Genomic DNA, 13,657 nt, shown 5'->3' with positions numbered 1-13,657 from the left:
CCAATCCAACCTACACTGTACCAAAATTAGAATGGCATAATCTACCTAAAACTAAAAGAGCCACCCTTATCTAAGGATGACCCTTTAACGTAGACTAACCCACAACATGTGAACCGCTTCTGCTCACTTATGATACTTATGATTGCCTCATGATTAATCTAATACCGGATAATGTACCGTAAACTCCGCACCCTCAATCCATTCACCTGTCACGAAGTTGCGTCCCTTCACAACGACCCGATCCTTGTAAATCTCCACGTGAAGCCCTTCACTGCCCTCCAGATGCTCGTCCTGATCCGTCCAGAGATAACCAACAGAAGAGGCATTAAACATCGTTGGCATCCGCCCTTCTCCATCGTACATTGTACGTTGTGCTTCAAGCTGCCAGTGTGTATGACCTGTGAAAAGAATAGCCTGCGGATACTGGGTCAGAATCGCCTTAAGCTCAGCATCCTGATTCACCCCGTACCATCCTTGTTCCTTCATTGATCCCGCTACCGTGTTCATGAGCGGCTGGTGTAGGAACAGGAAGATCGGACGATCTGGCGTTGCATGCTCAGACAACGTAAGCTCAAGCCATACCAATTGTTCGGCAGATAACTCGCAGTCCTTCGGATGAGGCTGCTCCGTACCTAAGAAGATATAATGATAGCCATCAATCCAGTGATCGTGATAGGTGCCTCTCATACCTGTTGTGTCTTCAAAATGCTTCATTCGACGATGCCATAGTTCGGCAACCGTGATGGACTCAACCCCTGCGGCTTCCTCAGAGATCAACTGTTCATCTGGCTTGAGATTGGAAGGCAACTTGTACATACCGCCAGTTAACTGTTTAATTATCGCAGCTGATTCAGCCGCCGTTTGTGTTTTGGCGAAGCCCGTTGCTGAATCCAGAACCTCATCTTGCTCTAATAGCCCTGCCACTTCATCTGCTGTCATCTCTACTAGAATCAATGGAGGATTTTGAAACACAACAGCACCAATATCATGATTCCCCACCGTGTAGCGGATATCAGGTAAGTTCTCAGCATGTTGCTTCAGTATGCGCTCAAGTTCACGATACTCAGCCGGTAGACCTCGATCTGTCACATCGCCAACATGCATAATGCCACTGCTTCCTTGACTGAAGGTTGCTATATCCGCTAAGGCCTGCACCAAATGCCGGTTATGAATGTGATCTGCATCGTCTCGTACATGCGTATCCGTAATCACCTGAAAGCTGGCAAGAGGCAGCTCAGGCAAATGTTCATTTTTCATCAGGAATCACTCCATTTCAGTCCAATAATGCCGATCAGAATAAAGCCAATCCATACCATAGAAGTCAACCGAAGACGTTCGCCAAAATAGTAATGACCCACAATACCAATAAGTGTAATCCCCACGCCAGACCAGATCGCATAAGCCACCGCTAGAGGCATATATTTCACTGCAAAATTGAGGAACGTAAAGCTTGCTCCATAACAGACAAACATCATCACCGAAGGCCATAAACGAGAGAAACCATCTGATACTTTGAGCAAAATGGTGGCACTCAGCTCCAGTCCAATGGCAAGGGCGAGCAGCACCCAACCCAGATACGTTTGAGCATTAGTCATTCGCCAAACCACCATTCAGAAGCTCATGAAATGACTGAATTAATCGATCTGCGAGCGTAAGTCGCCCAGGTTCTCCGATTCCAATCTTATAAGCTGCACCAGCCGCGCGCGCCATCTCCATATCACCATCCGTATCACCAATAACCAAGACCCGCGATGCAGGTATACCTAACTTCTCACAGGCGAGCGACACCATATCGGGAAAAGGTTTGCCACGATCCACGAGATCCGTACCGATTACCACGTCAAAGAATGCATCTAGCCCCATCCATTGCAGATGCTTAACCGCACTATGGGTGTCGTCGGCTGTCACAACCCCCATGACCACACCCTGATTACGGCATAGTTCTAAGAATTCACGAACACCTGGTAACGAATGTGCTGGACGATGAATCTCCATCGCCTCTTCTGCATGCGCCAGGCAGTCTCGCACCATGATCTTGGCTTCAGCCCAGCTCAATCCTGCTTGGTATCCATGCCAGGTCAACACGGCATATACTTCATCCATCGTTCCCATGGCGAGTGGTCCGCGTACATCATATCCATTCATACGTCCCTGCTCATCATGGACCGTACCCCAGATCTGTGGAATATCAGCGGCATCGATATGCATTTCTCTGGCAGCCAACCGTTCTCTGAAGTCGTTAAGCACACAATCGGTCCAGAACCCCCACATGCCTGTAAAATCAAGTAACGTTCCGTCTTTGTCAAACAGGACTGCTTGAATCGGATGAGGCGATCCACCTACATACGTCTCCTCTTGTTGCATCTGATAAACTCCTTATCTACCATTGTAATGAACCGAAAGGACGGTACATCTTGCATGTACCGCCCTCCCGGCTTGATTGCTTCTGTTATCAATATAATCCCTGTATCAATACTGATTAAGTTATTCTAGATCTACAGCTGAAAGGTAGCTTAGCTCAACCTTACTTCGCGATACGATCAAGCTCTTTCTGAGCTTTCTCTTTTGCTTCCTTCAGTGCTTCTGCTGCCGGAACGTTATTGATCTGCACTTTATCTGCTGCATCCTTCAATGCATCATTAATCTTACCTCCCGTTGGATCACGGAATGGAGCAGATGCATGAGCTGCCTGTTGAAGTGGTACTGTAATTTGTGGATTTTCCTCACTGAATTTCTTGAACTCTGGATCTTCTTGAGCAGATTGACGAACTGCGATATAACCTGTATTCATCGACCATGCAGCTGTATTTTCAGTCTTAGAGAAATACGTCAGCCACTTATATGCTGCTTGTTGTTGCTCAGGGCTTGCTGCTGCCGGGATACCTGCCAAAATTGCATTGGCAACTGGCTTACCTTCACCAATACCTTCCCAGCCTGGTTGTTGCATTGCAGCGACAATGCTGAAGTCTAGGTCACCTTGGTCACCACTGGAGCCCGTGTAACCTGCTGCTTTATTTTTCATCACATTATCAATCGTTTTGTACCAATATTCCCAACCTTGACCACCGTACTCGATGCCCATGATCTTGTCTTCATGAATCCATTTACGGAACAGATCCCATGTCTCGATCCACTCTGGGGAATCGATCATAACCGTCTTGCCATCATCACTAAGAATCTGTCCACCTTTACCCATTACGGCATCAATCATGTTGTCTCTACCCCACATTGGTTGCCAGCCGTAGAAGGTGGTCTTGCCATTCTCTTGTTTGCTCATTTTCGCTGCTGCCTCAGCAAGCTTCTCCCACGACGTCAGGCTTGCCGGGTCGATTCCGTTCTCTTTGAGCGTATCCATACGGTAATACATGATTTGAGTTGTTCCGTACATTGGCAGGAAGTATTGTTTGCCGTCCACTTCTCCTTGGTTCAGGAACGTTTGAATGAAGTCATCCTTTTGGAAATTCGAATCCGCTGCGATCATCTCATCCATTGGTGCGTAGTAGCCTTTGCGAGCCCAGTCAATGTTGGCACTCAGTACAGCCGCTGGAACCTTCTTGGAAGCAATCGCTGCTTGCAGCTTCTGTTCTGTCTCTGTGTAGTCTGCCTGTACAATTCCTTTGACAACGACTTCGTCCTGGGAAGCATTGAACGCATCAATCGTCTTCTTCATATTGTCGCCCAGGTTACCACCGAGACCATACCAGAATTCAATTTCTACTGGCGCCTTCGCCTGAGTCTCTGTTCCACTTGCAGCAGCCGTTGTATCGGACTCGGCTGGTGCCGATGATCCACAAGCTGTCAGCAGAGCAAAACTTGCCGCCAGTACGAGGGACATACCACCCTTCCAGTTTGACCTCAGTCTGTTTTTCCATGTCATGTTCGCTTGACTCCACTTCATTGTTGTTCCTCCCGTTTAGGTGAAATGTTGGTTAGTACGGTTAATAGCATGTATCTAGTTGATGCAGGGTGTTCGGTGATTCGTATCAGTTCTTGTTCACACCAGCCGTCATATTGACACTTTGCATGATCGTTTTCTGAGTGAACAAGAAGAGAACAAGGAGTGGTGCGATGGTGAAGGCACTCGCAGCCATAATTTGCGGCCACGCCAGTCCATATGCCCCGCCTTCGACGAAGAAGCTTCTCAGACCAGCCGATACTAGCTGCAGATCAGGGTCTTTGGTGATCAGCATCGGCCAGAAATAGTTGTTGTACTGCTCGATAAACGTGATCAGTACCATTACCGCGAAGCTGGATCGAACAAGTGGCGCGATAATGGTCCATAAGATTCGGAAATGGGATGCACCATCCAGCTGTCCGGCTTCTACCAATTCATGAGATACCTGCATGAACGCTTGGCGGATTAGGAAAATCGAGAACACACTGACACAGTTGGACACAATCAAGCCTGTGTAGGAGTCCAGCAAGTTTAGCTCGCTAAGCACCATGTAACTAGGCAGATACACAGCTGTACTCGGTATCATATAACCCACCAGAATTAAAGAGGTTAGTGTACCTTTGAGGCGGAATTTCATATGAGTCAGAGCATACGCCATCATACTGGAGTTGACGATCTGGAATAAACAGATCGCCAAGGCTACCCCGGTACTGTTCAAAATGTAACGAGCAAATGGTGCGGCATTCCAAGCATCCACGTAATTGCTCCACAGGAATGTCTCCGGCCAGAAGGTCGGCGGGAATTGCCAGATCTCATCATTTGTTTTGAATCCGCTAATGACCATCCAATAGAAAGGAAATGCTGTACCTAGCGCAATAATTGCTAATAACAGATAGCGGATGAGTTTACTTATTTTCAATTTTACCGACACATTCTGCATCTCCTTGCGCTTCATCCTTTTCTGAATCTTCTTATTAGGCATCGTCATTGTCATTAGTAGTGCACCAAACGTCTGCCAAGCAGGAAGGATACTCCCGAGAGCAGTACGCAGATCAGAATAATTACAACGGCGATGGATGAAGCCTCACCCACATTGAAGGATTCAAATGCAGACTGGTAATACATATACAGCAACGTTCTGGTCGATCCCGCTGGTCCACCCTGAGTCATGACGTTAATCTGGTCATAAGCCTGAAGAGACTGAATCGTCAGAATAATGGAAAGGAAGAACGTCGTTGGTGAGATTAGTGGCAACGTAATACTCCGGAACTTATCCCAACTCCCTGCTCCATCAATGGAAGCCGCTTCGAGCAGATCAGAGGGCAGGTTGCGCAGTGCAACCAGATAGAACACCATCGCCCAGCCAATCGACTTCCACAGGGTAACGATCAGCACGGCAACCAGTGCCCAGTTTGCGTCACGCAACCATCCAATAGGAGATACTCCTGCCCAGCCCAGCATAAGATTAGCAAGCCCTACCTCTGGCTCGAAGATCCAAGACCATGCGATGGATACCGCAACCGTTGGCGTTACCCAAGGCGAGAAGAGTAATGTGCGGAAGATTCCAGTTGATTTGATTTTGCTATTCATGAGCATAGCCAGTGCTAGTCCACCAACGATGGTTGGAATTACACTCCCTAGCCCGAATAACAACGTCACTTTCAAAGATTGATAGAATTCAGAGTTGGTAAGCAGATAGCTGTAATTATCTAAACCAACGAATAACTTGTCTGGGCTCATGAAGTCCCAATCGGTGAAACTGAGATAAACGATATATCCGAGAGGCCCCAGCCAGAAAACCAGCAACGGGATTAGAGCCGGCAACGTGAATAATACCGCTTCAGACTCCCTCCATAGCTTTAATCGCAATTCCCCCACTCCTTATGTTCAATTTTTCTTTAATCTTTTAGAAATGTTTGGCATAAACCAATTGTTTGTTTATTCCGTACAAAAATGATTGTACACTCGTATTGAAAAATCTATTTCAGGGTTATGTTAAAATTGAAACGAGTCATGTAAAATATGAAGAGGCTAGTGGGAACGTTATCATAAACTTGAGGTGACATTGTGGTGAAAGAAACTACCGGGAACCCGAATCATTCTTCATTGCCCGATCGGTATGAGCTAAGGGAGAAGGTCATCGACGCCATCGCGAACACGATGGATCTATATGGAGTTAATCATACGTTTGGCAAATTGTATGGGATTATGTATTTTGAGGATCGACCCATGACACTTGAAGAAATGAAGACCTCTATGAACATGAGTAAAAGCAATATGAGCTACGCTGTTCGTTCACTTACGGAATCACAGATGATATATAAGCTAGATGAGAAAAAGGATCGGCAGGATCAGTACTTGGCTGAAACGGACTTCTACCGAACCTTTCAGAACTTCTTCGGATCGAAGCTACAGCGGGAAGTGGATGTGATGTTAGAGGGGATACGAGAAGTCATTCCTGATCTGTCAGCGATCATCCTGTCAGAACATACTTTACCTGAAGACCGGAACGAAGCACTGCGTGACCTGCACAAGCTGCAACATGCGGAGCAATATTATATTTGGCTTCAGGGATTTGTAAACCAACTGCAAGAGGGTAGCTTCTATCCAAGCTCTGCGGAAGAATGAATATTTTACGATAATGTCCGGAATCCCCCGATTAAGAGTAGCAAACTGCCTGTTGAGCATCACGACTTGGATGGGCACAGCGCTAACGAATCTAACAAGTCTTATATGACCGATAAAGCTGAGATACCGATTATAACGAACCTGAGAGAAGTTATTGGTAAAAGAAGGCTTCCAAAGTAGCCCAATCTTCTACGTTTACAGTGGAATAATGTCGCTATGATTCGTTAGATATTCAGTTTGTCAAATTTGCTGCCAATAGCGTCTCCTCGGTTCGTTAGATTGGGAAGCATCACAATCCGATGGTTTGACAAATCATTGTTTAGTCACACGAGCCATTGTTGGGTTATATGTAAACGCAAAAAGGAGCTGTCCCTCGCCACGATATGGCACTTGGAACAGCTCTATTTTCTATCTATTATTTTCTCCTACGATCCTATCACCTGTTGACCTGTGAAAATATTATTTTTGCGCTGCCGCTTCAATGTCTGCATATGCCCAGTGTGTTGCTGGTACATCGTTGAATGAAGGTGTCACCACTCCAGTTCGTGGTGCGCGATTGAACAGCACATTCAGAACTTTTACAGCTTCAGCACGTGTAAGCTTGCTATTGGGCTTAAACGTACCGTCGCTATAACCAACCATTAAGCCTGCAGACTGAACATAAGCAATCGCATCCGATGCCCACAGGTCTGCTGATACGTCCGTGAACGTAACTTCTGCTGCAGCACCGACAGTTGGACTTGCTTGTTGTTGCTGCATCCAACGATACGCAATCGTTGCCATCTGTGCACGGGTAATGGAGCCTTCCGGCGCAAATTGTGTAGTGTTCAACCCGTTCATGATACCTGCGGATTGAGCCTTCTGAATCTCACTTGTTGCCCAATGCGTTGCAGATACATCCGTGTAGTTCACACTAGCAGCAGAGCTTGATCCTGCTTCATCCGTCAGGTTGCGAGCCAGCATAGCCGCCATTTGCGCACGTGTTACCAACGCATCTGGACGGAAGTCTGCCCCAAAGCCTTGAATGTATGGAAGCTGTGAACTTTGCGAAGCTTTCAAGCCATCCACAACGACAAGTGTGAACGTACTGAATTTGGTTACAGTAAACTCTATACCTTCACTATTATCTTTGAGTTTCACCAGTTTACCTTGAATCAATTCTTTGGTACCGTCACTGTGTTCGATGTAGATCGCCAGGTTGTCCAATGCTTGCTGACGCGCAGCTGGATCTGTTGGCAAGCTATTACGCAGTGGTAATGTCAACGTAACTTCTCTGCTTTGCATATTGGTTTCAATCTCAACTGGACGAGCCAGTACACGCACGTTCGTATTGGGAGCAATCTCTTGAATCAACCGCTCCTTCTTCGCACGCTCTTCTACTTCCTTACGCTCTGATTCCAACTTCAATGGAACGACGCGGAAATACAAGTCTTGATCGAATCCAGCAATCGAACTCGTCGGAACAGATATCACGACATTGCCTGTAGAAATTTCAAGTTTAAGCGCACCATCATTCAGTGCCTTAACGGCTGCTTTTGGCAGTTCAATCCGTGTCTCGGACACAGCATCTTGGGCATCTGGAATGACAATACGTGCTGTGTCTGTTCCAAGCTGCTTCGCTTTTTCCACCGATTCCTTGGCAATCGCTTCACTCATTTTCACCAAATCTTTGATTATACCATTCGTTTCAGTTGTGCGAGTAATCGGTGTCTTGGTCAAGTTGGTGCCGTTAACACCGTTCACATCTACAACAATCTGTTCCTGTTTCGTAGCTGGAGCAGGTGTTGTACTTGATGACCCGGTAGACGGTGTTGACGTAGATGGGCTAGGCGTTGATGGATTAGTTGGTGTTGTTGTGTTACCACCATCTGATTCTTTCGCTGTAAAGACAAATTTCAGAGCACGCCCTGGCATCTCATCACTGATCGCTTTATAACGTACCAGCACTGTCACATTTCTATTGAAATCCAAACGGTCAATCGATGCTAGATCAAGCCAATGAACACCGCCATCAAAAGAAATTTCCATTGTAGGCTCTAGGCCAATCAATCTCTTATTCGTGTTGTCTGCTGTTACATTAGGAGCGGTGAAGAATGAGTCAATCACATATTGCAAGTGCGAAGCACTCTCATAACCGTCCTCTTTATGCTCCAGAACCCAGTCCGCCAGTTCCTTTTTGCCTTCATTGCTAAGGTCCGCTCTTCTGGATAGATTAAGTGAGCCTGAGAAGTCGATCTTTTTGCCATGGAAAAATTGTTCACCACTCAACTGATTTTTCATCGTTGTATCAAGCCACTCGTTCATTTGATCTACCGTAATAGCATTCTCAATCGGTTCGAACGGTGCGGAGAGAAGTCCAAGAATGAACTCAGGGTTGGGAATTTCCCCTGCTGATGTTCCTTCCAACCGCTCCTTCACCAATAAGTGCAAAAACGTATATGCAAATACAGGTTTATTCACTTTACCGAGATCAAGATAACGCTGTCCGACATCCTGCAGACTCTCTGTTTTACGATCATTGAAATGCTTAAGACCATCGGACAAAGACTGGGCTAGAACATCTAGTTTATCCTGAAGAACACCCAGTTCCTTCTGCTCCCAGACTAATTGTGCCTGTACAGCAAGCTCAATCATATATTGAACTTGTGACTCTTTTTCATAGTCTTCCCCAACTTGATAGATCAAGAATCTAGCTACATATTTTTTTAGTTCTGGCGTGAAGTTAGAATATTCCTGAGGTAAGGTGATACCCTCGAGATGTTCTATAGCCATGATCATATCAGCCGTATCTTCGTCCTCTCTTGCATAGTTCACATCACGCAAATCATATTTATTACCATTATCGATATCCGGATTCAAATATTGATTAAAAGCATTTTGAATAGCTGCATAGGTTAGATATCCTGCATTCGGACGTTTCTCCAACATTTGTTGGGCCAACTCATTCTTTTCTGTGCTAGTCATCGTATCGTAATCACTAAAGTCTAGCGGGAACTTCTCCATCGGTTTGGTCGGATTATCGATGTTGTATACTTCGACCTTGCTCTGCATATAAACAATTTTCTCAATTGTATCTTTCATATCTGCTTTCGTCTCAACCAGATTAAGGTATGGGGTTCCTTCTACCGCTGATTCCGTTTCGCCCATTACACGATTGATCGCTGAGCTTGTACTGAGTCTCAGTTCGAATCGGTATGCTGTCATACGCTTTTCTAGATCAGAGGAAGTGAGATACATGTTAACAAGACGATAGAACTCTTCTCGATCAACCGCATCATTAAAGTAATTAGCACGTTCTGCTTGTTTGGTATAAAATGCATCAAGCGCAGTCTTAGCAGTTGGCTCCCCGATCTGGTGCATCACATCGAGTGCGCGCATAGCGACTTCCACCATAATTTGAACTTGCCCTTGGTTGGCGTATCCCCCTGTTGGTGGGTCAATTCGCAATAGGTAATCTGCCACAGCCTGCTGATCTTCAGTAGTCAGGGATTTAAAATCAGGTAACACTACGAACTGCTCGTCGCTAAAGAACGCTATAGCTTGCTGGATATCCTCTGGGTTAGTCCTTCTAGCGGTCTTTTTGAATTCGTTATACTGATCCAACCACGGTGCATCGGCAAAAAACGAATCAAATGCCGACTGCACTTGAGCAATGTTGTCATAGTATCCACTCACTGGCCTGTTATCAATGATCCAATCTGCCAATTCACCAAGCTCACTAGCATTAACAATCTCCGACATTTTACTCAAATTGAATGCAAATGGTGGAAAGCTGCTATCATGATTCTGTATATAATCTTGGTTAGCGATGTATACGTTATAAAGATTGTTTAAAGCAGAACTAACACTTGTACCATTCACGCCATCAAAAAGCGCTAACTGCGTCGTCATAAAGCTTAGCTTGGTTCCATAAGAGATAGGATTACCCAAGTTTGCTCTTGCGTACTTAGAATACGCTGTATTGACAAGCAATGCTTGATCTACACCTCTTAACAAGCTGTACGAACTGCTCGCCGTACGAAGTTGATTCAAGTCCTGATCACTAACATTCAGGAAGTAATCATCGACTTCTCCGAACAATTCATATAATGAAGTGGACGTTTGTTGAAATGTATTTGCATCCGCTTGTTTCGTAAGTTTTGCCAAATGGTATAGAAGGTTAAAGATATATCCAACCTGGCGATCCTCCGAATACTGGACGTTGTCTGAGATAAAACTCATCACACCTTCGGCAATCTCCGATTTCTGACTATCGGTTAACAAGCTATAGTCATCTGGTAGATTAATGAACCCCGGCTCCTCTAAAATACTCTGCACAGTTGAGATTATACTTGGATCATTGTTCAGGAAATAATCATTTCTCTGCTCATTAATACGCTCACGAGGTGTTAATTCATCTGCACTGGCCACGCCCCCCACATTAATGAGTGGCACCAACATAACTATAACCAACATTAAACTGATAAACCGCTTGAATAACATGTATTCTGTCCTCCTGTTCAGTGTTACTTGTATTGTAGTAAAACGCTCTGGACCGATTCTGAACATGGAGGATGGCCAAATAAAAAAAGACCCGATCTATCAATAGATCGAATCTTTCTCATCAGATCAAGGTATACCCGCCATCAACGAATAATGTACTGCCTGTCGTGAATGTGTTGGTCATCAGGTAGGTAACGGTATGTGCTATTTCTTCATTCCGTCCTACACGCTGGAGTAACGCCAGCTGCTCATAGTCCTTGAAGTGATCCCCTCGTGGAGTTCCTTCTTGCCCTTCCCGCCAGATGGTTCCCGGAGAAACGACGTTGACCCGTACCGGTGCAAGCTCAACAGCAAGTGCTTTCCCCAAACTCTCAATGGCTCCATTACAAGCAGCGTAAGAGGCTCCCCCATCCAGTGGCCGTTGACTGAATCCACCAGACATCAACGTTATTGACCCAGAAGAAGACATATGTGGAGCAGCATACTTGGCGGCAAAATATTGTGGCCAGAACTTCCCCTTAAAACAGCTTTCAGCCGTCTCCCGATCTGAACTCAGTGACCCACGTGTATATACAGCTCCGGGAGTGAATAGATGGTGGAACTGGCCCACCTGATTAAAAAATGACTTCAATTGCTCCTCATCCTGATTGTCCAATACATAACCTTCGACTGTCCTATTATTGGAGGCATCGGCTGCACGCGCAATCTGCCCTTTTGCTTCTTCCAGTCTGGAGGCTGATCTTCCGGCAATAACCACATGCGCACCTGCCTCCGCTGCCTGCAGTGCCGTTGCAAGTCCTATGCCCGAGCTTCCCCCAATAATGACGACACGTTGGTTTTGCAATGTATATTGGCTCATTCTTCATCTACTCCTTCAATTCATAATTGCTGGCTATGCACCAATGATTTGTCCATTATTCATGAAATGAAGGATGTTGAATAGTACGCAATTTATTCATACTAAGTACGAAATTTCGTACCATAGATTGACTATCGCAGAGATCGAGTATGATAGAATAACATATATACCTATATGTTGAGGTGAATACTATGGATTTACAAGAGCCACGTTTACAAGGGGTAATGACCACACTGGAGACCATTAATGGAAAATGGAAACCGCTCATCTTGTTTATTTTGCTGAAGGAAGGCACTAAACGTTTCGGCGAACTACGACGGATGATTCCCGACGTTACCCAGGGGACATTAACCAAACAGCTGCGGGAGCTAGAACAAGATCAGATTATTGTTCGCACACTCTATGGTGATGTTCCTCCTAAGGTAGAGTACAGCCTATCTGAACACGGACAGACCATAGGGACTCTTCTGGATGGCATGTGTGGTTGGGGAAAGTCACATCTTGATTATTTGCGTGCAAACAGAGACACGAAGGTCATGGAGTCCTTTATAAACGAACAGTGATTAGAAGAACAGGATGAGCCGTGATATATCTCCTTTCCAAACCCTCTCGCTTGTGTAAGCTCGATCCATCGTCTATAATTTCGTTCAGTTGCACAATGACAAACAAGACTCGGGCAGGCATGATTAGACATTAGGGATCAGGGATAATACACTGGCGGGCTACCTGATGAAGGAGGAACGGATATGTTGCAGCTTTCGGAGAAACAGGCACAGGATATCGTCGACAAAATGATGCAGGACATCCCATATAACATTAATATTATGAATGAACAAGGAATTATTATTGGTAGTGGACAGCGTGAGCGCGTAGGTTCCATTCATCAGGGAGCTGTTCGAGCATTAACGACAAGAACCATGGTTGAAGTGTGGCACGATGGCCGGTTAGAGAAAATGGGTACGAACGAGCCTATTATCATTAGCAATGAGCTAGTGGGTGTGATTGGCATATCAGGGCATCCGGATGAAGTTCGTCCCTTCAGTAACATCGTGCGCACGACCGTATCCCTTCTTATTGAACAGCGCAATCAACTAGAGAATTTGGCTCATGAGGCTTCACGCAAAAAAGCCTTTTTGGAACGGCTCCTGAACCATTCTGGTTCCTATTCACAGAAAATGAGAAAAGAAGCACTGCATTATCAGCTTGATCTGCAGTTACCTACAATTATTTTATACATTCGATCCCAAGGGGATTCGCCACAGTTTAACACGGAAACCTATCGAACATTACTTCCCCATCCTTGGTTCACGCTTGAGGATGCAGGGGATGCACTGTTGGTGCTCATCCAGAATGAAACTGAGGTAGATCCGGTCATTCAGCAGTTCCAGCAGGATCAGCCGCAAGCCTTCATCGCCATCAGCAGGCGAGAAGCCAACATTGCACGCTGTTATGAACAGGCGAGATCGGCTATGAACATCCTTATGGCACTTCGTCCCGCATCGCCTCTAACACGGTACGATGATGTGCAGTTTTTAGTACGTTTCAGTGCTGACCACTTAACTAATCAATCCAACATTGTCAGTAAGCTAGAGGACACTGCCGATCTACTTGAGACGTTACGCAGCTTTATTCACCATAGTGGTAGCATGACAACGACAGCTGATGACCTCAACATCCATCGCAATACCCTACAATACCGACTCAAACGCATACAGACTGTGACAGGCAAAGATCCGCGTAACTGGCTCGAACTCATTGAGCTTACTCACGGATTGCTCGCTTTTTATCGCTAG

Annotated in this window: 11 protein-coding genes; 3 read left to right on the top strand and 8 right to left on the bottom strand. The window is 45.6% G+C overall.

What is annotated here, in order from left to right; translation table 11 throughout:
- Nucleotides 1-153: 153 nt before the first annotated feature.
- From M3636_RS15970 to M3636_RS15945, 6 genes are all read right to left on the bottom strand, one after another.
- Nucleotides 154-1,257 (bottom strand): metallophosphoesterase family protein, encoded by a 1,104-nt coding sequence (locus tag M3636_RS15970; protein ID WP_251383185.1) that lies wholly within the window; start codon nucleotides 1,255-1,257, stop codon nucleotides 154-156.
- Nucleotides 1,257-1,595, bottom strand: a complete 339-nt coding sequence (locus M3636_RS15965; protein WP_128104115.1) for a DMT family transporter — start codon at nucleotides 1,593-1,595, stop codon at nucleotides 1,257-1,259. The genes M3636_RS15970 and M3636_RS15965 overlap by 1 nt, the downstream gene beginning before the upstream one ends.
- Nucleotides 1,588-2,364: an HAD family hydrolase gene (locus M3636_RS15960; RefSeq protein WP_251383184.1), complete on the bottom strand. Its 777-nt coding sequence runs from the start codon at nucleotides 2,362-2,364 to the stop codon at nucleotides 1,588-1,590. Before M3636_RS15960 ends, M3636_RS15965 begins: the two co-directional genes overlap by 8 nt.
- 160 nt (nucleotides 2,365-2,524) lie before the next feature.
- Nucleotides 2,525-3,898, bottom strand: a complete 1,374-nt coding sequence (locus tag M3636_RS15955; RefSeq protein ID WP_251383183.1) for an ABC transporter substrate-binding protein — start codon at nucleotides 3,896-3,898, stop codon at nucleotides 2,525-2,527.
- A gap of 85 nt (nucleotides 3,899-3,983) precedes the next feature.
- Nucleotides 3,984-4,835: a carbohydrate ABC transporter permease gene (locus tag M3636_RS15950; RefSeq protein ID WP_128104666.1), complete on the bottom strand. Its 852-nt coding sequence runs from the start codon at nucleotides 4,833-4,835 to the stop codon at nucleotides 3,984-3,986.
- Nucleotides 4,836-4,888: 53 nt separating this feature from the next.
- Complete coding sequence (locus M3636_RS15945) at nucleotides 4,889-5,764, bottom strand: carbohydrate ABC transporter permease (protein WP_128104117.1); 876 nt, start codon at nucleotides 5,762-5,764, stop codon at nucleotides 4,889-4,891.
- 201 nt (nucleotides 5,765-5,965) lie between these two features.
- Between M3636_RS15945 and M3636_RS15940 the strand changes: the two genes are divergently transcribed.
- On the top strand, nucleotides 5,966-6,523 hold the full coding sequence (locus tag M3636_RS15940; RefSeq protein ID WP_128104118.1) for a GbsR/MarR family transcriptional regulator: 558 nt from the start codon (nucleotides 5,966-5,968) through the stop codon (nucleotides 6,521-6,523).
- Nucleotides 6,524-6,982: 459 nt separating this feature from the next.
- On the opposite strand, the gene M3636_RS15935 is transcribed toward M3636_RS15940, so the two are convergent.
- Both M3636_RS15935 and M3636_RS15930 read right to left on the bottom strand, forming a co-directional pair.
- Nucleotides 6,983-11,005 (bottom strand): S-layer homology domain-containing protein, encoded by a 4,023-nt coding sequence (locus M3636_RS15935; protein ID WP_251383182.1) that lies wholly within the window; start codon nucleotides 11,003-11,005, stop codon nucleotides 6,983-6,985.
- A 121-nt stretch (nucleotides 11,006-11,126) separates the two neighbouring features.
- Nucleotides 11,127-11,864 (bottom strand): SDR family oxidoreductase, encoded by a 738-nt coding sequence (locus M3636_RS15930; protein WP_251383181.1) that lies wholly within the window; start codon nucleotides 11,862-11,864, stop codon nucleotides 11,127-11,129.
- 191 nt (nucleotides 11,865-12,055) lie between these two features.
- On the opposite strand from M3636_RS15930, the gene M3636_RS15925 reads away from it, so the two are divergent.
- Nucleotides 12,056-12,427 (top strand): winged helix-turn-helix transcriptional regulator, encoded by a 372-nt coding sequence (locus M3636_RS15925; protein WP_145044919.1) that lies wholly within the window; start codon nucleotides 12,056-12,058, stop codon nucleotides 12,425-12,427.
- Between the two features lie 183 nt (nucleotides 12,428-12,610).
- Nucleotides 12,611-13,657 (top strand): CdaR family transcriptional regulator, encoded by a 1,047-nt coding sequence (locus M3636_RS15920; RefSeq protein ID WP_251383180.1) that lies wholly within the window; start codon nucleotides 12,611-12,613, stop codon nucleotides 13,655-13,657.

It is taken from the genome of Paenibacillus sp. MER 99-2 (assembly GCF_023714095.1).
Taxonomy (GTDB): Bacteria; Bacillota; Bacilli; order Paenibacillales; family Paenibacillaceae; genus Paenibacillus.
The sequence above is the reverse complement of the archived record's forward strand: the minus strand, read 5'-3'. Positions and strand labels throughout refer to the sequence as shown.